Below are 19857 nucleotides of genomic sequence, written 5' to 3'. Positions count from 1 at the left end.
ATGAAAAATTTTGAAGATATTTTGCAGAACTTGTCTGCGAACCAAAAAAAAATGATCAGAGAAGCTTCGGAAGAAGGGGCGCAAATTCTGTTCAACATTAAAGGGATGATTGAAATATTGAGGGATAACAAGCCGTTTGAGTTTATTGAAATGGGTTATGGGGATATTGAGAAGCTCAGAGAGAAAGGGTTGATTTCTGCCGTCAGGACTAAAGAGGAGGGCCATGTGCTTCAGGGAGAGCTTTATGAGTTGAGCGATACAGGAAAAAAGGTAGCAGAGCTGCTTTTGAACCCTTAAGAGAGCTATACCGATCATGTTTCAAAATTAAATTTTCAGATGAGGCTTGGTAGTTGCTGCAATCGGAGTAAAAGCTGCTTTTGCAGCTTTTTTTTACTCTTGCCGCACTGTTTCAGTTGTATGTGGCTGTCGATGGGTTGATTCAAAATTTGTTAAACTTGCTTGCAGTTAATTGTCTTTTACTCTATCTTATTCACTTTACTTGGCCAGATAGCTCAGTCGGTAGAGCAGAGGACTGAAAATCCTTGTGTCGCCAGTTCGATTCTGGCTCTGGCCACACCACCGAAGACACGATCACTGATGAACATGTCTTCGGTTTTTTTTTGTTTTGGATTATCCGATCATTTGGAAGACGAGGCTTGGCGAGTCTAAAAATGATTTTCTCAAGGTAAAAGAGGCTGCAAGATGCATGTTTAGCTCGCCCTAGATCTAACCTAACGGGTAGTGATCGTGACTGAGCCGTCGAGATCTACGAGAACAGAATTTTCGGCCTGAGCGACCATTCCGTTTCCTTCCTCAACTAACGGCGGATAACCGGTTAATATCCGCTTCCTTAATAGATAGTTGACAACCTTCTCTTTTCCTTCCCCTCTTAAATCTGCAAGCTCAAAAGGAAGGCCTTGCATTTCCTTGATCTGTCGGATGAATGCTTTAGCTTGAGGGTTCAATGGATAGCGGTGTTGTGTCAGAGAGAAAATTTCCGGCCGTCCTTTCTCGTAAACTGCACCGAATCCGTCGGTTGCAAATGGCTCGATGGCAAAGGTCATTCCAGGCTCAATTTTTTCCCTCATTGGATGGAAACAATTCGGGATCATTGGAGCCTTGTGCACGCAATAATTTCCCAGACCGTGTCCCGTCAAGTTTTCAATCGGCTTTAATCCAAAGGAGTGAATGGTTTCTTCAATGACTCGACCAATTTCCTGAATTGGCAATCCGACTTCAATGATCTTTTCTGCTGCAAGTAGAGCTGCTTCAACAGCATTGATAAGCTTTTGATGTTTTCCTCCAAGGTCGATGGTAACGGCGCAATCACCGATCGCTCCTTTGTAGCAGACGCCAATATCGAGCTTGATCAGTTCGTCTTTAAAAATGATCTCTTCATCGGGAGATGGAAGGAAATGGGCTGCAGTTTCGTTAAGGGCTATCTGAGGAGGAAAAGCGGGAATGGCATCCAGTTCTTTGATCTTTTGGCGGATTTTAGCGGTGACGTCTTTGTAAGAAGCTCCTTTGACAATCAAAGATTTTCCATAAGCGCGCACTTCTTTGGCACGCTTGCCTGCTTCGATAAAATGTTGGAAGTTGTTGTCTTTAATGGGGATGCCTTTTTTTAGGAGTTAATGATAGCGATTATCGGTCTTTTTGTCACTCCCACTCAATGGTTCCAGGAGGTTTGGAAGTTATGTCGTAGACCACTCTATTAACTTCTGGCACTTCGTTGATGATCCGCGTACTGATTTTGCTGAGAAGTTCCATTGGAAGAGGGAAAAAATCCGCAGTCATTCCATCAATGCTGCTGACAGCTCTTAATGCAATCACTTGTCCGATAGTGCGTTTATCACCCATCACGCCGACAGTGGATACAGGTAACAAGCAGGCAAATGCTTGCCAGATCTCATCGTAAAGACCCGCTTTGACAATCTCTTCCAAATAGATGGCATCAGCTGCCCTCAAGCATTCAAGCTGACTTTTGGTCACCTCGCCTAAAATGCGGATCGCCAGCCCGGGACCGGGGAAAGGGTGGCGCCAGGCCAGTGAGGAAGGAACTCCCATCTGTTCACACAATATTCTCACCTCATCCTTGAAGATTTTGTTGTTTGGCTCAACGATTAAGCCTTGCTCTCTTTTTCTTTGGACAACTGGTGGATTGACATTGTGGTGGGTCTTGATCACATCCGCATGTTTGCCCACTCCTTGTCCGCTTTCGATTAAATCGGTATAAAGGGTGCCTTGGCATAAAAATGTGCAGGTGCCTTTGTTCTCAATTTTTGCGATTTCCCTTTCTAAAATTTCTATGAAGAGGTTGCCGATGATCGTCCGTTTTTTTTCCGGATTCTCCACTCCTTTAAGAGCGTCCAGGAACTCATCAGAGGCATCGACAAAATCAAGATGCCGCATACCGTGTGAGCGGAGTAATGCGCACACTTCTTTTGATTCTCCCGCTCGCATTAGACCGGTATCGATATGCAAAGGGATCACCTTTTCAGATCCAAGAGCTTCAAAACAAAGAAAAGTTGCTGCGGTTGAATCGACTCCTCCGCTAACTAGGCTGATCACTGTACCGTTGCCTACCTGCTTCCTAATCTCCTCTTTTGCCGATTCGATATGATTTTTCAAAGACCAGGTTTGTTTGCATTGGCAAATCTGAATGAAATTGTGCAAGATTTCCTTTCCGTTTTCTGTGTGGGTCACTTCGGGGTGGAACTGTACTCCATATTGTGGAAGGGAGGTGTGCTGCATCGCTGCGATGTGGCCGTTTTCGCTTTGAGCGGTAGCAATGAGCGGATCGGCAAGGCGGTTGATGCTGTCTCCATGGCTCATCCAAGCCATTTGGTGGGAATCCAACCCCTTAAAGATCCCTTCGCAGGAATGGAGGGAAATAGGTTGTTTTCCGTATTCTCCGTTTCGAGAGGGGATGACAGTTCCTTTATGCAGCCTATTGAGAAGCTGCATTCCATAGCAAATTCCCAGCACAGGGATAGGAGAGTTTGCAATTTCTGGATCGCATATCAGTGGCTGTCCATGTGTGGAACTTGGGCTGCCGGAGAGGATTAGCCCTTTAGGCTTCATGGACAATAAAGCGCTAAAAGGGGTTTCAGGAGGCAGGATTTCGGTATAGACACCGAGTTCTCTGATCCGTCTGGCAATTAGCTGCGTATATTGCGATCCGAAATCCAGAATTAGGATGGAGTCTGATCCAGACATTTCATGAAATATCGAAGTGGATTGGGTTAAATTTTGCATGATGTTTTGCTCCCTCTTTTAATTCAGATAGTGTATTGGACGCTGTGCCTTTGATTCAACCTGTGATTGCGTCCAAGCGCTACAGATGGAGGAGAAATTTATCGAAAGATGACCTTCAGCTGTAGATGATTGGCCGCATTCTCTATCATGCTTTCTCTTTAAAAAGGAGAAAGTATGATAAATCAAGTAATTACAATTTTTTGTGTATGTGATGAGGTTGCTCAAACCTTTGATGAGCATGGATTTAGATCTACCTAAAGGCGCAAGGCCTACACGAATGATCATTTTGAGGAACAACTTTTTTTAGAAAAGCACATCTCATTGATTCCAAAACGAAGGAAAGATCTAAAACGTCAACACAAGCCGAAAATAGAGAAAAAGCTGCGGTCTGAAAGAAACAAAATAGAAACAGTTTTCAGTAGTATCGTGAGCAGGATGCCAAGGAATATTCGAGCAAGGACTGAAGTAGGATTTTGTTTGAAAATTATTTTTTTTATTCTATTGAGTTGATCGCTTGATAAACGAGATTAGGGCACAATCACAGGTTTCAGACTCGCCAACTGATGCCAGTTTGCCTTGTCTTTTGACGACACGCTCTTAGACCGTTGATTAATCGGATAAAATATTTCTTGATGTTTAAAGTAATGCGTATATATAATTTATATATATGGGAATTTTTTAAACATTAAGTTTTATATGGATAAAAGTTTTATCTGCCTTATCTCTTGTAAGCCTTATGATGATTTGAAAGAAGTGATTAAGAAGGTTGAAGGATTAAAAAATAAGGAGAGGAATCGATTACAGATCGACCCTTATTTAGCTTTGATGGATCTTGATCAGATTTCAATTGAGGAAAGAGGGAATTTTCCTGAGATCACCTTTGGGAGTTCCGCCCAGCCTTATAACGGATCTTCGCACTTTGAGAAAGCTGTTGAGGGGCAGATTTTGAAAGAGAAACACGCACAATTTGTGTTTGTCGGCGAACAGGCAGGCGGCAGCAATGCAGAGGTTATCAGGGATAAAGTCAAAATGTCCATTTTGGCTGGTCTTCCTGTTATTCTGGAGCTGCGCGAGTACGAAGATCATGAGTGTTTAAGAGAAAGGCTTCAGTGTTACTTATCCGATTTAAGCGATGAGCAGCGTGAAAGCGTCACTTTTGTTTGCCAGCCGCAGTTGGGTTTTCCTAAACGATTGGAATTAAGTGAAATTCGAGATGCTTTGTCGAGATGTCGCTTGGCGTTGGAGGATGTTTGTGGAGCGGCTTTAGCCAAGCAGATCAAGATCTTATATTCCATTCCAAAGTTTACTCCGGAATTGTTGGAAAAATGCATGATCGACCGGATTGACGGTGTCTGTATCAGCCCCGGTATCCTTTCTCTTAAGCGAAAAGTGCCCGAGGAAAGGCTTCCAATGGAAATATTGACAGTGAAGCCGAAAGGGGTTGTCCAGAAAAACGAGAAGGAAGTTATTGAAAAGAAGGAAACGACGATCGATGTTTCCCGTTTTCTTACAAAGAGTGTGCAAAAAGAGGAATGTTTGATTTTTTGTCACACCTATGATGATGTTGACCGAACGATTAAAGGATTGAAGAAGCTTGCCGAGGCAGCAGGCCGCTCCGGACAAACAGAGTGGCTTTTCGCTTTGCCTTTTTCCTTAACCTCCGAAATTTCCTCTTTTCCTCAAGTGAGTTGCGGTGCCTGGAATTTATCTTTTGCTAAAACAGGGGCTTTTACCCAAGAGGTCCATTTTTCCATGTTGAGAGAGCGTGGGGCGTCATTTGTCATTTTGGGTGATCGGATGAGTAGAAGGCATTTAGACGTTTCAGATAGGGAAATCAACGTTTGGCTTCTCAAAGCATTGGAAAGAGGGCTTTCAGTGGTTGTTGGCTTAACCGATCAAGGCGATCTTTACGAGCAGATACAGGGGGTTCTAGAAGGAATTGAGCCGAAGCATTTGGAAAAGGTGCGCATCCTGCTGTACGCAGGGTCATTAGGATGGAATCTAGAAGATGAAGCAGAAAAGATCGCAGAACGTGCGAAAAACCTTCGCAATGTCTTGAGTTCCCTTTACGATGATGTTTCCCGTACGATTAAAATTCTTATCGAAATTTCCCATTTTTCCGATGATCCTTTTGCTTATCTTTCCCACAGCTCTATTGACGGCATTTCCCTGTCAGCCTCAGCAATCAAGAGCGATCTTGTCAGTAAATGGAATAAAAAGGTTTTTCTTGAAAAGGAGGCAGAACCGGTCGAAGAGCCTTTTTCTGAAGAGGAGGAGGTTGAAGCGCCTGTTCCGATTCTTAAAGAAGAAGTACTAATGACAGAAGAGAAAGTAGAAAAAGAGCCTATTGAAGAACCGCTGGAGCCTGCTGAACTTGAAGTTAACGAGAACATGGAAAGAGAGTCTAAAGAAATTATTGAGTCTGGGGGAGGTGTGTCTACTGTTGCTGAGGGATTGGAGTTGGTCAAACTCACAGTGGATGAGTGTGCGGAAAGGCTTGCCGAAAAAAATTTTCAGGAAACCTACGTTCCTAAAGATGGAGATTTGGAAAGTCCTGAGATCAAATTGGCAAGGTTGAAGGTTGAATATAAACGGATGTTTGATGATTTCCGCAGCCGCTCTTCGGAAGGATGGGAAGTCTTATTCAAGGAGTTAAAGGAAAAACAACATCCTGAGAGGGAGTCCATTATCAAGACGCTGCATCTGCCTTTGGAAAAAATTTTGGAGTTCACTGAAGCCAATCAGTTTGAGAATGGAGAAGGCAAACCTTGGTTTGAAGCGATTGGACTATCGGAAGAACAGATGAATGTTTTGTATGAGATCGCGAAAGGGCTGTTCGAAAAGAAAAGATATACAGAGGCGGCGGTTGCGTTTTTTACCCTTGTTTCACTGAATGCAAAGGAGTATGGCATGTGGTTTGGATATGGGATGGCTAAAAAAATGGAAAAAGAGCAGCTGGATATCGCTCTTGACGCATTTTCGATTGCCAATTCCTTAAAACCAAATAGACCGGAACCCTATATCCATGCAGCAGAATGCTATTTGGAACAAGGGGATCTTTCAGAAGCTAAGCGGTGTTTAGCACATGGAGAAAAGCTGATGAGTGGAAGCAAGGAACACGCTGATCTGAACAAATGGGTGAAATACTTAAAAAAGGAGGTAGAGCATGACGGTCGCTAACGAAGGCGGACTTGGCGGAGTTGATCCGCACCGTTTTATAGAAAGCTCAGAGGATGCGAAAGATGAGGCGAAAATCGCCGATGCAAAAGATAAAGTGAACGCTTTGCCGGAACTGGAAGAGTTAAGTGAGGAAGAGGAAATACATATGATTGCTGATGATCGCGAGATCCCCAGGCCTTCGCCTCAAGACGGAGAGCAGCGTACTTTGCAAGCAACGGTAGATAGAGGGGGAATGACAGGTTCGGATGTAGCTATAGGGGGAAGCGTGATGGCTTCTGCTGTGATCGCAGCCAATAACCAGGAGGCTGAAGTCGGCAGTTGCCGGGGACACGTCGATAGAGGAGATGACGGATCGATCAGAATTACTGTTACCGACCCTGAAGGCGTGACTCGCGAAGGGGGAATTGATGAAGACGGTCATCAATATCTAAGGACAGATTTAGAGGATGTTGGACCTTCAACGGTTAGATTTAGCGAAGTGGATGATGGAGAAATGACTGTATCCGTTGAGCCGGATGATGGATCAGGCCCTCACGAATTAACGTTGGAAGTTGATGAAGAGGCAGAGGATCGTTCTAAATTTAACAAGGAAGATCTCGATAAAGCTGAGGATGATGAGCAATCCTGGGTGCAAATGTTAGAAATTGTCAATTCTGTGATGAAACATATGGAAGAGTGGATTGCTCAAGGGTGGGAAAAAGGAAAGCCTAATATTTAAGGCGAGTAGAGGATCAGCGGGAAAAATATCGCGCCCCTGTCATCACCATGCACATGCCTTCCTTATCTGCTGCTTCGATCACCTCTTTATCCCGTTTCGATCCGCCAGGCTGAATGCAATATTTGATTCCAGCTGATGTTGCAAATCGGATACTGTCGTCAAAAGGGAAAAAGCCATCGCTTGCGATCACGCATTTTCCCAAATCCACTTTTGGATCATACTCAGGATTAAAGCCGTGCTCATACTGCAAGTTTTCAATTGCCTTGGGAATAGCTAACCTTTCCAGGCTGTCGACGCGGTTGGGCTGTCCGGCTCCCATCGCAATCAATTGATAACAGCCAGGCTTGGCCTCTCTGACAATCGCCACGGCATTGGATTTGGCGTAGTTGACAGCTGAAATCCCAAATGCAAAAAGAGGGTATAGCTCTTTAGAAGGAGTCGCTTTGGTCACAATGCCTTGATTGTTTTCGCCTTTAGTAAAAAAACTATCAAAATTTTCCGGGATCAATATTTTTTTACTCATTTGAGCGAGTATTTTGCCGTCGAAGTTTTGAGAAGAAAAAGGGCTTTTCAAATGGTTGGGGATTTTGACCATGCGAAGGCGCTTTTTATTTTTCGATGCCCATTCAACAAAAGAAGGGGAAAAATCGGGAGCGATCAATACCTCGACAAATTTGTTCTTAATACCATTGCGCAATTCATCAGTAATCGGGGATGTGATCGCGATGACACTCCCATAAGCGGACTTTGAATCCCCTTCCCATGCCATTTCAAAAGCTTCGTTCAATGTGTTTCCCGTCGCATAGGCGCATAAGCTTCCATGTTTGATGATTGCTACACCGCATGCAGCTTTTAAGCGTAAAAGCTCTTGCACTGCGTAGTAAGCGACTGCAGCATCTTCGTAATTGTTGTAGGAAAGTTCCTTGCCGCAAAGAATTTCCGCTTTTGCAAGTCCTTCCTGCTCCTCAAATTGGTAGATCCAAGTTTTCTGGCTGGAATTCTCTCCATAGGGAAGTTTTTTTCCTCTCGTCAAACGGGGTTTTTGCGTATCCTTTTTTGCAATCCGCTTGGTCAGGACTTTGGCTAAAAGAGCCTCATAATCTGCACAGGCATTGATCCCTTTAACTGCCAATTTCTCTCGAGTCTCTAAAGAAACGCTTCCACTGTTGATTTTTAATTCATGGACAAATGAAGGGTAATCCTTCGGATCGACAATGACTGCTACGTTACTATAGTTTTTGCATGCGCTTCTAATTAAGGTGGATCCGCCAATATCCATGGACTCTAATAATTGCGCTGTGGAGGGGTTGGCTCTTAAGCTTGCTTTTTGAAAGTCGTCTAGATTGCAGACGACAAGATCGATCGGGCCGATCCCTAATTGCTCAGCTTCCTGTTCATCTTGCCCTTTTCTAAACAAGATTCCTCCGGCAATACGTGGATGCAGTGTTTTTACCCTGCCGCCAAAACACTCTGGGAAACCTGTATAGTCCCTTAGTGGTGTAAAAGGAATATTTTTTTCGCTCAAAGCGGCAGCTGTTCCTTCCGAAGCGATGATCTCCAACTGCTTCGTATGATCTTGCAAACCTTTGATGAGCTTTTTCAAGCCCGATTTGTCTGTAACGCTGATTAAAACTCTTCGGATGGGAAGAAGGTCGCAGCTCATGATTGGTCCTCTAGGTCGTTGACAATCGTATAAAATCACTTTAAACCATTGTCTTCTCTATCAAAAGATTTTTTTTCGGATAAGGTCATGCCATCTTATGAATGCGTTATTGTAAAATATTTTTTAGGATTTAAAGATGTTTCCTTGGTTTTTTCAAGCTGTGGTTGAGAGTCCAGGTGATATTCATAGAGGTGGTGAACCTGCCCTTCACGCTTCGCCTCTTCCGATCGCTTTTCAATCTGGATTTTACCCTCCAGATCGGTGATTGCTGCGAATCCCAGTTTATGAAATCCCTGTTTTACTCCTTGCAGTAGACAGGGGATCCATTCAGAGATGGATCCGCGCGAAGGAACGAGTCCAGCAACTCCTTCAGGCATGCGGATTTTGCTTTGATGAGTGCCATAGCGTACTGAACTTCCCTTTTCCATTGCTTGGCTTGATCCCATGCCTCGGTATTCCTTTAAACGGATGCCGTCCTTGATTTGGCTGCGTCCAGGTGCTTCATCCGTCGAGGCTAAAAGAGAGCCAAGCATCACTGTTTCTGCGCCCAGTGCCAGAGCTTTGACGATATCTGAACTTTTCGAAATTCCCCCGTCGGCAATGACCGGCACTCCATGCTTGCGGCAGGTGCTTGCGCAAGCATAGACAGCAGTTGCTTGTCCCCTGCCAATTCCTCCCACCTCTTGTGTTGTACAGATTGATCCGGATCCCATTCCTACTCTGATAGCATCTGCCCCCGCTTTGATGAGCGCTTCGCACGCCTCTTCTGTGACGACATTTCCTCCGATGACTTGCAGATGGGGGTGATGATGCTTTGTCCACCTGATCAGGTCGATCTCGTACTGGGTGTACCCTTGAGAGGTGTCAAAGATAATCACATCGACGACATTGGAAAGAATTTCAATTCTTGCTTCTGCTTTGGATTTCCATGTTTCGACAGCCGCGCCGACAAGCAGGCTATTGGCAGCGTCTAAGGCAGCATTAGGAAAATTTTGATGTTTATCCACATCGGAGCGGGTGATTAGGTAAAGCAGCTTTCCATCTTTGTCGATGATCGGAAGGGCTGCGCTGTGTGCTTCTAAAAGTTTTTCATTTGCATGGCGGAGGTCGAAGTGGCCGTCTTTATCGCAAAGTTCTTCAAATGTTGCGCATGGCAGGTGGTTAACGGGAACCATTCTTTCTTTGACCAGGTTCTTTTGATAATCGGGTGTCAGAGATGAGTAATCGTATTTTGAAATCATTCCAAGAAGACGGCTGCGTGGGGAGCCGTCTTCAGTGATCGGAATTGTCGAGTAGCCTTGTTCCTGCCTGATTTTGATCACCTCTTTAATTGAAGCTTCAGGAGGGAGTGTGATCGGTTCAGAAATAAATCCATTTTTAAATCTCTTCACCTTAAGGGCTTCTTGTCTTTGCTCTTCAGGTGTCATATTGTAGTGGATCATGCCAATCCCCCCTTGAAGAGCGATGGCGATCGCCAGCTCAGATTCTGTCACAGTGTCCATAGGAGAGCTGACGATAGGTGAATTCAGAAAGATCTCTCGAGTCAATCGCGTAGAGAGGTTAATCTCTTCAATGGAAAAATCAACAAATTGCGGAAGGAGGATGAGGTCGTCGTATGTGAGGCTCGTCCCTGAGAAAAGTTGAAAAAAGTGTTCAATTTTCATGAGAACGCCTCCAATTTGATTCGATGAAAGCTCTGATTATACATATCTTCTTCTGAAAATCTATTCAAAAATTTTGTACTTTTCTCAAAATTACAGAAAATAGATTTTTATTTACAAATAATTTTCATTATGTTTAATATAGTTTAATATTATAATTAATAAGGTTAGTCTTCTTATGTTTCCACTTGATCATGCGATTTTTTCGGATAGCGATTCAATAGATCTCGATTTTTGGGATCTTGGTTATACAGATGATCTTTTAGGGCGCTTCCAGGGTCCTATGGAAATTTTGCAAACACATGAACAGCCTCGCAATCTAGCAGAAGCTCGGTATGATCTGGCAAGAAAACAATATAGTCATCTTTACCAATGCCGCGAGTTAATTTCTGGCTATCCCGATATTAAAGACATTCTTGTTGTTGAAATGGATTATTTTGAAGTGGTTTCAGTTAAAGAGGAAAAATATTTGTCGACTGTTGGACTTGGGCCGTGTCTTGGGATTTGTGCAAGAGGCTGGACGGAAGAAGGGGAGTGCTTTCTAGGGCTGGCGCATTTATCCATACAGTCTCCCAGGTTGTGTCTTGAGCAATTAACAGATAAGCTTAAAGGTCAAGGGTGTTTGGATCATTCCATTCAATTTTTTGTTATTGGCGGAATGAAATCGATCTGTGAAGAGGAAGGTAGTGGATCGCTTGAATCTGAAACTGAAATACTGGAGCTTTCAAATGAATTTAACATTCAAGGGGTGTTATTTAACCTTGTGGAAAGAGAGGGTGAACCGTTCTTAAGTGTCATTATTTCGGAAACTTGTGTTTATTACACGAGAGACCAAAGCTTTGCGGAAAAACACTATCGGATCTCTGATACCAAGTTAATTGGCTGCTCCTCTTCTGATGATGAAATGAGCTTTGAAAGTTGCAGTTCCAGTAGTAAATGTTCGTGTTAACATGATCGGTTAGACCTGTGATTGCGTCCTAATCTGTAGCGCTTGGCCACAGATTAGGACGCAATCACAGGTTAGAGTGTTTACGTAATCAAAGTTTTTTTCGTGCCGACGGCATTACGCATATCGGAGAAATTTCCGTGGGTATATTGCCTGAGATTGTAACGGAAAAGACTGTATGCTTCTTTACCTTCCGACTTAGGACGAGGCGCGACTTCAGGCGTGATCACAGCATTTGGCAATTTCCATAGCTTGGAAGTGGGAGGAATCGGCACCTGATAGAATGCGTCAATGAGAATTCCCCGAAATTTATTTGCGTCTTTTTCGTTTACAAGGGATCCTTCGTCAATTAAAGATTTAGATCCAATCATGACAAAGATTGAACCTTCCTTCATTAACTTAATTTCCTGTTTTCCAAATAAAGTTCTCTTTTGCTGAGGTCTTGGAAGCGCTGCACAGACGACATCTCCCTCGGGAAGGATCGCGTTCAGCTCCTCCATATCAAAAACTTTGTGGCAATAGGGATGAAAAGACCGCTTTTCTTGCACTCCCCAGACTTTCATCTCCAGTTGCCGGGCTCGGCGAGCAATTTCAGTGCCAACTTTTCCTAAGCCGATTTGGATGAAGATTTTATTTTTAAGCGTCCACATCGATTCACGCCATTTGCTATTCCACAGAAGAGAAGGGGATTCGCCCGCTTTCATCCAATGAAATAAATTTTTTGCAAATGCCAGTATCCCGCACATGACATATTCGCCAATTTGATAAGCGTTTTCTTCGCGGGTGACAGTTACAATGACATTGCCTTTTTTCTCTAATTGGTCTAGACACAGAGGGTTTAAGTTGGGAACAGGTGAATGGATCCATCGCAATTGATGGGCAAATTGCAAATTCTCTTTTGATAATCGGTTGCCGTAAATGATTTCTACTCTTTCCCACTCCTCTTTGCTTAGCTGGTTGAAGGGGATCTCGTATGCGGCTAAAAAAAGAAACTGAGGAAACTCGTCGATAAGTTCTGCCACTTCACCGTCTGTCAATCGGTTTTGTAAAAGAACAATTTGCATGAATCTATCCTCGATATTAGTTCTCATTATGTTCCTCTTCAACCAATCTGTCAATTCTTCAGATTTCCATTGATTTCATTGACCTCTTCAGATATTCTATAGTTGAAAAAATAAAAATAGCGCTATTGGAGATAAATCATGTACGCCATCATTAAGTCAGGTGGAAAACAGTATCGCGTTGCAAAAGACGATGTGATTGATGTGGAATTGCTTCATGTAGATCAGGGGTCCGCTGTGGAATTTAGCGAAGTTCTTTTTGTTAACGACGGAACTGAAGCTTTAATCGGCGAACCTGTTGTCGCAGGTTACCTCGTTAAAGGAGAAGTGGTTGGAACTTCCGCTGGTCCGAAAGTCAGCAGCTTGAAGTACAGGCCTCGCGGCCATACCCAAAAGCATTGGGGGCACAGGCAGCACTACACCCGCGTAAAAATCACGGATATCGCTTCATCTGGAAAAGTCGAAGAAAAGAAGGCTGCTCCCAAAAAAGCTGTGCCTAAGAAGAAAAAAGAAGAGGATAAATAATGGCTCATAAGAAAGGACAAGGATCTTCCCGCAACGGACGCGATTCCATTTCCAAACGTCTGGGCGTAAAAAGAACTCATGGGGAAGTGATTAAGGCCGGAACAATTATCGTTCGCCAGCGCGGAACCAAATGGCATCCGGGAACGAATGTCAAGAGAGGAAACGATGATACTTTGTTTGCTCTTTGCGACGGAGTTGTCGATTTCCGTAAGACGAACAAGACTGTTGTCTCCGTTAAGGCGTAACTGAATTTCAACTTTTTTATTTTCTTTATCGCCACGCTGTATAATAAAGCAATTTGAAATTTTTTCGATGTTGTTTTGTTTTTTGCGTGGCATTTTTATTTATGTTTACTGATCGCGTTTCCATAGAACTGGCTGCCGGAAAAGGGGGCAACGGAGTTGTTGCCTGGCGTCGGGAAAAATACATCCCCAAAGGCGGTCCTGCCGGAGGCAACGGCGGTCGTGGAGGCTCTGTGATCATCCAAGCGGATGAACAGCTGCTTTCGTTGGAATGGTTTCGTCAACGCTTCCACTTTCGAGCAGAGAACGGGCAGCAAGGCGGCCCGAATCGTATGCAAGGAAAAAGTGGAAAAGATTTAATTTTAAAAGTTCCTTGCGGAACTCTAGTCAAAGACGCAAAAACCGGTGAAATTCTCTGCGATCTGACCGAGCCTAAACAAAGGTGGGAAGCGTGCAAAGGAGGGCGTGGGGGACGCGGCAATGCCACTTTTAAAACCTCAACAAATCGAGCTCCTAATCAGTGCACACCAGGCAAACCTGGCGAAGAGATTGCAGTTGAATTGGAGTTGAAGCTGATTGCCGATGTCGGTTTAGTTGGTTTCCCGAACGCAGGCAAGTCGACATTAATTTCCAGTCTGGCAAAAGTAAAAGTGAAAATTGCTCCCTATCCTTTTACAACGTTGGCTCCCAATCTTGGATACATTGAAAAAAATGATTACACCCGTTTGTTTATTGCAGATATTCCGGGCATCATTAAAGACGCTCATCTGGATCGTGGACTAGGATTTGAATTTTTGCGTCATATTGAGCGCACTAAGTTTCTGATTTTTGTGCTGGATGCTTCCGGAATTGATGGAAGAAACCCTTCGGAGGATTTCCAAGTTCTTCGGCAAGAAATCGGCAAATACAATCCGGCCCTTTTGGATCGGCCTTATTACGTTGTGTTGAATAAGATCGATTCCGAAGAAGCGCAGCTGCATTTGGAACATTTTCACAAAACGCATCGCATTGATGCAGCTTTTCTTTTTGAGCTTTCGGCTTTGACAGGCGAAGGTGTTGAACACTTAAAAAACACTTTAAAAAGCGTCTAATCCTCACCTTATGGTGAAAGGGAGAGATACTTATTGTCTATTCGATGTCCGTTCAACGCATTCCAATAACTTGTCAGTATTGAACCGTCGGGATTCAGCACTTCAATGCTGTAGACTGGCAGGAAGACCTCTTTTGCGCTGCGAACGGTAAAATCGTAGCCAAAAGCAGCTTTAGCCACTTTTTCAATCTGCTTTTGCGAGTAGCGCTTTCCCACTCTTATTGCATGGTGATAGGGCTTTGTCACCAGCCATTGGTTGATCCGTGTTTGCGGGGGAACTAAAAAATTGGGATTTTGAAAGTGCAGAGCCACTTCATTGCCGCGGATGATAATCAAGTATTTCTTGCGGCTATTTTCGATCAGCTGATTAAATGCCTGATCATCAAGATTCAGCTCTTTTTGAAGACGTGCTGAAGAGAGCGAACCTCGATATTTGGCTAATGTGTTGATTAGGACAAAATCGGAACGGTTAGCTCCTGCGTTGATGGCATCTTCGAACCCATGCGTTTTTTCCCAGCTATCGGTGTCAAGAACCATTTCTCCATCCACCATGCTCCACAAAATCACCCCTTCGCGAGTTCTTCCCTGCTGTGTATATTTCACTTCCATCAATAGATAGGGATAGAACTTAAGCGCAGGGTCTTGATAAGAGTATTGAGCATCGGGAATCAACTCTTTTTCATGCGCTTGCATGATCTGATCGGCGGAATAACGTGCTTCAAGTGTTAAAAATTCGCCATTTTCCACATACGTTTGCACAATTTCACGAAACGTTGAGTGATGTTCCCATAATGTCCAGAAACCTATGGTTAAGGCAGCCAAAATAAACAGCGTGCGGAAGATCGGCACTCTTGAATTCCTCTTTTAATCTTTCATTGATAACAAAAATTCGACATTTTGCTTGGTTTTCTTTAAGCGTCCAAGGAGCAAGTTCATCGCATCGACAGAAGTCAAATCTGCCACTGCTTGACGCAGTAGATAGATTTTTTCCAGTTCGCTTGGATGGTAGAGCAGTTCTTCTTTGCGTGTACCGCTTTTGATTAGGTCGATCGCAGGGTAGAGCCGGCGGTCAGCAAGGCGTCTGTCAAGGACAAGCTCCATATTGCCTGTGCCTTTGAATTCTTCGAAGATCACTTCGTCCATCCGTGATCCTGTTTCAATTAACGCTGTTGCAATAATCGTTAAAGAACCGCCCTGTTCAATGTTTCGTGCTGCACCGAAGAAACGCTTCGGTTTATGCAGAGCGTTTGCATCGATACCACCGGTTAGAATTTTGCCTGAATGGGGCTGAACCGTGTTGTATGCACGAGCCAGACGAGTGATCGAATCAAGAAGAATGACGACATCGCGGCCATGCTCGACCAGACGGCGCGCTTTTTCGATCGCCATTTCGGCAACCTGGACGTGACGCTCGGGAGGTTCGTCAAAAGTTGAAGAGATCACTTCCCCTTTGACAATTCTCTGCATGTCGGTGACTTCTTCCGGTCTTTCGTCAATCAGCAGAACGATCAGTGTGATCTCTTTGTTATTCGTTGCAATCGCATTGGCAATGTTCTGCAGAATAATCGTCTTTCCCGTACGAGGAGGGGCGACAATGAGGCCGCGCTGCCCTTTACCGATTGGAGCAGCCAAGTCGAGGACGCGAGTCGACAGCTTTTCAGATGCAGTTTCCATCACAAGCCGTTCATCGGGATAAAGCGGGGTTAGATTTTCAAAGTGGATCCGTTCCCGAGCTTGGTCAGGCGTCTGGTCGTTGATTGTATCGACTCTTAAAAGAGCGAAAAATTTCTCTTTTTCTTTGGGAGGGCGGATCGTTCCTTTGACAGTATCCCCTTTTTTGAGATCGAAGCGCCTAATCTGCGCCGGAGAGACATAAATATCTTCTGCCGAAGGAAGATAATTATAGTTCGTCGAACGGAGGAATCCGAATCCGTCCGGCAAGATCTCCAAAACCCCTTCTCCATAAAGGATCTCGTTAGGATTTTCAGAGATCGATTTGACAATCTCAAACACCATTTGAGACTTAGTCAGCGAGCCTGTATGCTTGATGCCCAGCTGTTTGCCCAATTGGTTCAGCTGATCGATATTCATTCGTTGAATATCGGAAATTTTTGTCGTGCGCGCCGCTTTTCGTTCCTGTTCATTGCCATTTTTTTGAAGAGGTTTTTTTTCTTCTGGTACTGCTGAAGCCACGTTTGGGCTATTTTTTTCCGATTCCATTCAACGGAAATCTCCTATTCTAATAGGCATTTTTTAAGTACACTGCCTAAGTGATTCATAGATTGTTTTTGTTTGCTTTTTCAGGGATTCTATCGATCCCTCGTTATGGATGACGATATCTGCTTTTTCCGCTTTTACATGCTGCGGCAATTGGCAGGCTGTCCTCCGATTAAAGTCTTCCCTTTCGTTTCCCGTTGAAGCCCGATATCTTTCCCAACATTTTTCCTGAATAGAGACAACTGCAATCGTTTGATCAAAGTAGGCTTCTCCGCCGCTTTCAAATAGCAAGGGAACTTCCGCCACAAAAAGAGGGGGAGGATTTTTCTCATGTGCGACTTTTTTGTAGATGCGGTTAATCTCTTCATACACTAGAGGATGCAGGAGGTTCTCTAAAGACTTTAATAACCTTGGGTTAAGAAATACAAGCTTGGCAACTCTGGAGCGGCTGATCGTTTGTTTGTCTAATATGCGCTCACCCAAAAGAGCGACCACTTTTTGTCCTATTTCTGTATCAGGATTGAGTAATTGATGGACGATCTTATCAGCATCGATCACATAAGCGCCGAATTCGCTGAAGTACTGACATATTAGTGATTTACCACTCGAGATGCCGCCCGTAACGGCTACTTTCTTCAATCTTAACATTCTTTCCAATTTTTGCCAATAGAGACGTCTACTGTCAGAGGAACCCGCAATTGATAAACTCCCTCCATGCTGCTGATCACTAATTGTTCTATCGCTGTGATCTCGAAATCGGGGATTTCAAAGATGAGCTCATCATGGATCTGCAATATCATAAAGCCCAAATGTTGCCCTCTCATCAGTTTTTCATCAATGACAATCATGGCTTTCTTGATCAAATCCGCAGCTGTTCCTTGGAGAGGAGTGTTCACAGCAAGCCTCTCGGCTGCCCCTCGAATCTGTGGATTTTTACTATCGATCTCAGGAATAGGGCGTTCGCGGCCGATGATCGTCATTGCCCGGCCGGTTTTTCGTGTTTTCTCTTTACAGGACTCGACAAAGTCTTTCACTCTTTGATAACGCTGAAAATACGTCTTGATAAAAGCGCTTGCTTCTTCGAGGGAGATCCCCAGCTCTTTCGAAAGTCCCCATGCTTGCTGACCATAAAGAATGCCGAAATTGACGGCTTTTGCTTGCCTTCTTTGTTCTTTTGTCACTTGTTCAAGAGGGATATTCAACACTGTTGCCGCGGTGTGGGTGTGGATGTCTTCGTTATTTTCAAAAGCTGAAATGAGCGTAGGATCTTCACTGAAATGCGCTAAAAGCCTAAGCTCGATCTGAGAATAGTCGGCTGACAGATAACTCCACCCCTGCTTTTCCGGACGAAACGCTTTGCGTACCTCTCTGCCAAGAGGAGTGCGGATAGGGATCTGTTGTAAATTGGGATCTTGACAAGAGAGCCTTCCAGTTGCAGCAACAGATTGGTTGAAGGTTGGGTGGATCCGGCCGGTTTTCGGATTAATCTCTTTAGGAAGCGTTTCAATATAGGAGGAGCGCAATTTTTCCAATGAACGAAACTCAAGCATTTTCTTCGCGATAGCGTATTCGTTTTGCAGTGTTTCTAATACTTCTGCAGACGTTGAGTACCCTGTCGCCGTTTTTTTCGGAGGAGGGATTTTCATCTTCTCAAAAAGAATCCCGCTTAGTTGCTTCGGCGATTTGAGGTTGAACGGCTCGTCGGCAATCGCATGTATCTCGTTTTCAAGTCGTTGTAAATCAGTGTTAACCGCTTTCTCCAATGTTTTCAGAATAGGAGCATCCAGAAAAATTCCTTCTCTTTCCATTTTGCTAAGTACTTTGAGAAGGGGAAGTTCCAAATCGAAGAGCAGAGGTTCCAATTTCCGTTTTTTCAACTCAGAGGCAAAAATTTGTTTCAATCGATACGTATAGTCGACATCTTCACAGCAGTAGGCGCAAACTTTTTCAATCGGAACTTCAAGCATTGTGATTTGATTCTTCCCTTTACCGATTAAATCGCTAGTGGGAATTTTCGTTTTGCCAAAGTGTTCTAACGTCAGGGCATCCAGGGAGTGCTGTCTGAGATGAGGAGTTAGGATATAGGATGCTAAAATGGTGTCGAAGGAGATATTCGCAAGGGAGATTCCGTAATTTTTCAGGATATGAAGATCATATTTTAAGTGATGGGCGTAAAAGCCGATCCTGCTGTTTTCAAATAAAGGAGCGAGCTTTTTCAGCGCTTTTTCCAGCCCAAGCTTTCCGTTCATCGGGATATACCAGGCAGCGCCTTGCTTGATGCAAAAGCCAATGCCGACTAGCTCTGCCTTTAAAGGATGCCAGTGAGTCGTTTCTGTGTCGAAGCAGATCTCTTTTTCTTTCTGCAGCACTTCAATCAGCTGATCCAACGAACTCTCGTCATCGATTAGGGCATAGTCTAGCTGCTCTTCATTTTCCGATTCATGCTTAAGCTCGCGAGAAAGGGTATTAAAATTTTTATCGGTATAAAATTGCTGCAGCTCTTTGAGTTTTGGCAAAGCCATTTCAAAGAATTCGCCCTCTTTAGGAAAATCGATTGAAGTGTCGATGGTCACCAGCTTTTGACTCAATTTTGCTGTGCCAGCAGATGTCCTGACTGCTTCTTGTTTTTTTCCTTTCAGTTTTTCCGGATGGGAGAGAAGATGGTCGAGAGTGCCGATTTCTTCCAACACTTTGGCCGCAGTTTTTGCTCCAAACCCCGGGATTCCCGGAACGTTATCGGAAGCATCTCCCACAATTGCCAGGTAATCGATCATTTGAGAGGGGGAAACACCAAACGATTCCTTCACCTCTTTGGATCCCATAATTAGGTTGTTTTTGTGGGTATTAAGAACAAAGATCTTCTCACTGACAAGCTGGCAGAGATCTTTATCGCTTGTGCACAGGTACACTTCTGTTCCTTTTTGCTCCGCCCATTTGGCAACAGATCCCATCGTATCATCTGCTTCAACTTGAGGAACAACCAATTTCGGGATGCCTAGAAGATCGCAAAATTCCTGGGCCCACTCGATTTGATAACGCAAATCTTCCGGCATCGCCTTGCGGTTGGCCTTGTAGTTTGGGTAAAGGGTTTTTCTTCTCTCTGTGCCCTTAGGACCGTCAAAAACGGCAACCATGTGCTTCGGTTCGAAATCTTTGATCAATTTCAAGAGAGAGCGGATAAATCCGTAAAGGGCATTTGTCGACTCTCCTTGAGCGTTTGTCAAATTCTGTATGGCATGGTAGGAGCGGTACAGGTAGCCTGACGCGTCGATGATAAACAGTCTTTTCATCATAGC

Annotated in this window: 16 protein-coding genes and 1 tRNA gene; 8 read left to right on the top strand and 9 right to left on the bottom strand. The window is 44.1% G+C overall.

Going from position 1 to position 19857, the window contains the following annotated elements:
• Entirely contained in the window at positions 1-297 is a 297-nt protein-coding gene (locus WCW_RS08015; protein WP_013182713.1) for a hypothetical protein, read from the top strand.
• A 204-nt stretch (positions 298-501) separates the two neighbouring features.
• Positions 502-574, top strand: a tRNA-Phe gene (locus WCW_RS08010).
• Positions 575-731: 157 nt separating this feature from the next.
• Here the strand turns inward: WCW_RS08010 and map are convergent.
• Positions 732-1610, bottom strand: coding sequence for a type II methionyl aminopeptidase (gene map, locus WCW_RS08005; RefSeq protein WP_079891176.1), 879 nt, complete (start codon positions 1608-1610; stop codon positions 732-734).
• A gap of 49 nt (positions 1611-1659) precedes the next feature.
• A complete protein-coding gene (guaA, locus tag WCW_RS08000) occupies positions 1660-3258 on the bottom strand; it encodes a glutamine-hydrolyzing GMP synthase (protein WP_013182709.1) in 1599 nt (532 codons plus the stop codon).
• 696 nt (positions 3259-3954) lie between these two features.
• Here guaA and WCW_RS07995 point away from each other — a divergent pair.
• Complete coding sequence (locus WCW_RS07995) at positions 3955-6438, top strand: triose-phosphate isomerase (protein ID WP_013182708.1); 2484 nt, start codon at positions 3955-3957, stop codon at positions 6436-6438.
• Positions 6425-7156 carry a hypothetical protein gene (locus tag WCW_RS07990; protein WP_013182707.1) on the top strand — a complete coding sequence of 244 codons (732 nt, stop codon included), beginning with the start codon at positions 6425-6427 and terminating at the stop codon, positions 7154-7156. The genes WCW_RS07995 and WCW_RS07990 overlap by 14 nt, the downstream gene beginning before the upstream one ends.
• 13 nt (positions 7157-7169) lie before the next feature.
• On the opposite strand, the gene purH is transcribed toward WCW_RS07990, so the two are convergent.
• A complete protein-coding gene (gene purH, locus WCW_RS07985) occupies positions 7170-8819 on the bottom strand; it encodes a bifunctional phosphoribosylaminoimidazolecarboxamide formyltransferase/IMP cyclohydrolase (RefSeq protein ID WP_013182706.1) in 1650 nt (549 codons plus the stop codon).
• A gap of 95 nt (positions 8820-8914) precedes the next feature.
• The gene (gene guaB / locus WCW_RS07980) at positions 8915-10483 is read right to left on the bottom strand and encodes an IMP dehydrogenase (protein ID WP_013182705.1); all 1569 of its coding nucleotides are present in this window, start codon (positions 10481-10483) and stop codon (positions 8915-8917) included.
• 175 nt (positions 10484-10658) lie between these two features.
• Here guaB and xopAK point away from each other — a divergent pair, with 175 nt between their 5' ends.
• On the top strand, positions 10659-11429 hold the full coding sequence (gene xopAK, locus WCW_RS07975) for a XopAK family type III secretion system effector (protein ID WP_013182704.1): 771 nt from the start codon (positions 10659-10661) through the stop codon (positions 11427-11429).
• A gap of 80 nt (positions 11430-11509) precedes the next feature.
• Here the strand turns inward: xopAK and WCW_RS07970 are convergent, their stop codons facing one another.
• Positions 11510-12490 (bottom strand): D-2-hydroxyacid dehydrogenase, encoded by a 981-nt coding sequence (locus tag WCW_RS07970; RefSeq protein WP_041941591.1) that lies wholly within the window; start codon positions 12488-12490, stop codon positions 11510-11512.
• Positions 12491-12628: 138 nt separating this feature from the next.
• Here WCW_RS07970 and rplU point away from each other — a divergent pair, with 138 nt between their 5' ends.
• From rplU to obgE, 3 genes are all read left to right on the top strand, one after another.
• Entirely contained in the window at positions 12629-13012 is a 384-nt protein-coding gene (gene rplU, locus WCW_RS07965; RefSeq protein ID WP_013182702.1) for a 50S ribosomal protein L21, read from the top strand.
• The gene (gene rpmA, locus WCW_RS07960) at positions 13012-13257 is read left to right on the top strand and encodes a 50S ribosomal protein L27 (RefSeq protein ID WP_013182701.1); all 246 of its coding nucleotides are present in this window, start codon (positions 13012-13014) and stop codon (positions 13255-13257) included. The genes rplU and rpmA overlap by 1 nt, the downstream gene beginning before the upstream one ends.
• 101 nt (positions 13258-13358) lie before the next feature.
• Entirely contained in the window at positions 13359-14345 is a 987-nt protein-coding gene (gene obgE, locus WCW_RS07955) for a GTPase ObgE (RefSeq protein ID WP_013182700.1), read from the top strand.
• 8 nt (positions 14346-14353) lie between these two features.
• On the opposite strand, the gene WCW_RS07950 is transcribed toward obgE, so the two are convergent.
• From WCW_RS07950 to polA, 4 genes are all read right to left on the bottom strand, one after another.
• Positions 14354-15193, bottom strand: a complete 840-nt coding sequence (locus WCW_RS07950; protein WP_013182699.1) for a hypothetical protein — start codon at positions 15191-15193, stop codon at positions 14354-14356.
• A 15-nt stretch (positions 15194-15208) separates the two neighbouring features.
• Positions 15209-16435 carry a transcription termination factor Rho gene (gene rho / locus WCW_RS07945; RefSeq protein ID WP_211259911.1) on the bottom strand — a complete coding sequence of 409 codons (1227 nt, stop codon included), beginning with the start codon at positions 16433-16435 and terminating at the stop codon, positions 15209-15211.
• Between the two features lie 162 nt (positions 16436-16597).
• A complete protein-coding gene (gene coaE, locus WCW_RS07940; protein WP_013182697.1) occupies positions 16598-17209 on the bottom strand; it encodes a dephospho-CoA kinase in 612 nt (203 codons plus the stop codon).
• Complete coding sequence (polA, locus tag WCW_RS07935) at positions 17203-19854, bottom strand: DNA polymerase I (RefSeq protein WP_013182696.1); 2652 nt, start codon at positions 19852-19854, stop codon at positions 17203-17205. The genes coaE and polA overlap by 7 nt, the downstream gene beginning before the upstream one ends.
• Positions 19855-19857 lie beyond the last annotated feature (3 nt).

Origin of the sequence: Waddlia chondrophila WSU 86-1044 (genome assembly GCF_000092785.1) — a bacterium.
GTDB lineage: Bacteria > Chlamydiota > Chlamydiia > Chlamydiales > Waddliaceae > Waddlia > Waddlia chondrophila.
Note: the sequence above shows the minus strand (reverse complement) of the source record. Positions and strands in the feature narration are given on the sequence as shown.

Bases quoted from the DNA above. Each gene is read 5' to 3' on its own strand.
- WCW_RS08015 (WP_013182713.1), top strand. From the start codon at position 1: ATGAAAAATTTTGAAGATATTTTGCAGAACTTGTCTGCGAACCAAAAA.
- guaA (WP_013182709.1), bottom strand. From the start codon at position 3,258: ATGCAAAATTTAACCCAATCCACTTCGATATTTCATGAAATGTCTGGA.
- WCW_RS07995 (WP_013182708.1), top strand. From the start codon at position 3,955: ATGGATAAAAGTTTTATCTGCCTTATCTCTTGTAAGCCTTATGATGAT.
- WCW_RS07990 (WP_013182707.1), top strand. From the start codon at position 6,425: ATGACGGTCGCTAACGAAGGCGGACTTGGCGGAGTTGATCCGCACCGT.
- purH (WP_013182706.1), bottom strand. From the start codon at position 8,819: ATGAGCTGCGACCTTCTTCCCATCCGAAGAGTTTTAATCAGCGTTACA.
- guaB (WP_013182705.1), bottom strand. From the start codon at position 10,483: ATGAAAATTGAACACTTTTTTCAACTTTTCTCAGGGACGAGCCTCACA.
- xopAK (WP_013182704.1), top strand. From the start codon at position 10,659: ATGTTTCCACTTGATCATGCGATTTTTTCGGATAGCGATTCAATAGAT.
- WCW_RS07970 (WP_041941591.1), bottom strand. From the start codon at position 12,490: ATGCAAATTGTTCTTTTACAAAACCGATTGACAGACGGTGAAGTGGCA.
- rplU (WP_013182702.1), top strand. From the start codon at position 12,629: ATGTACGCCATCATTAAGTCAGGTGGAAAACAGTATCGCGTTGCAAAA.
- rpmA (WP_013182701.1), top strand. From the start codon at position 13,012: ATGGCTCATAAGAAAGGACAAGGATCTTCCCGCAACGGACGCGATTCC.
- obgE (WP_013182700.1), top strand. From the start codon at position 13,359: ATGTTTACTGATCGCGTTTCCATAGAACTGGCTGCCGGAAAAGGGGGC.
- rho (WP_211259911.1), bottom strand. From the start codon at position 16,435: ATGAATATCGATCAGCTGAACCAATTGGGCAAACAGCTGGGCATCAAG.
- coaE (WP_013182697.1), bottom strand. From the start codon at position 17,209: ATGTTAAGATTGAAGAAAGTAGCCGTTACGGGCGGCATCTCGAGTGGT.
- polA (WP_013182696.1), bottom strand. From the start codon at position 19,854: ATGATGAAAAGACTGTTTATCATCGACGCGTCAGGCTACCTGTACCGC.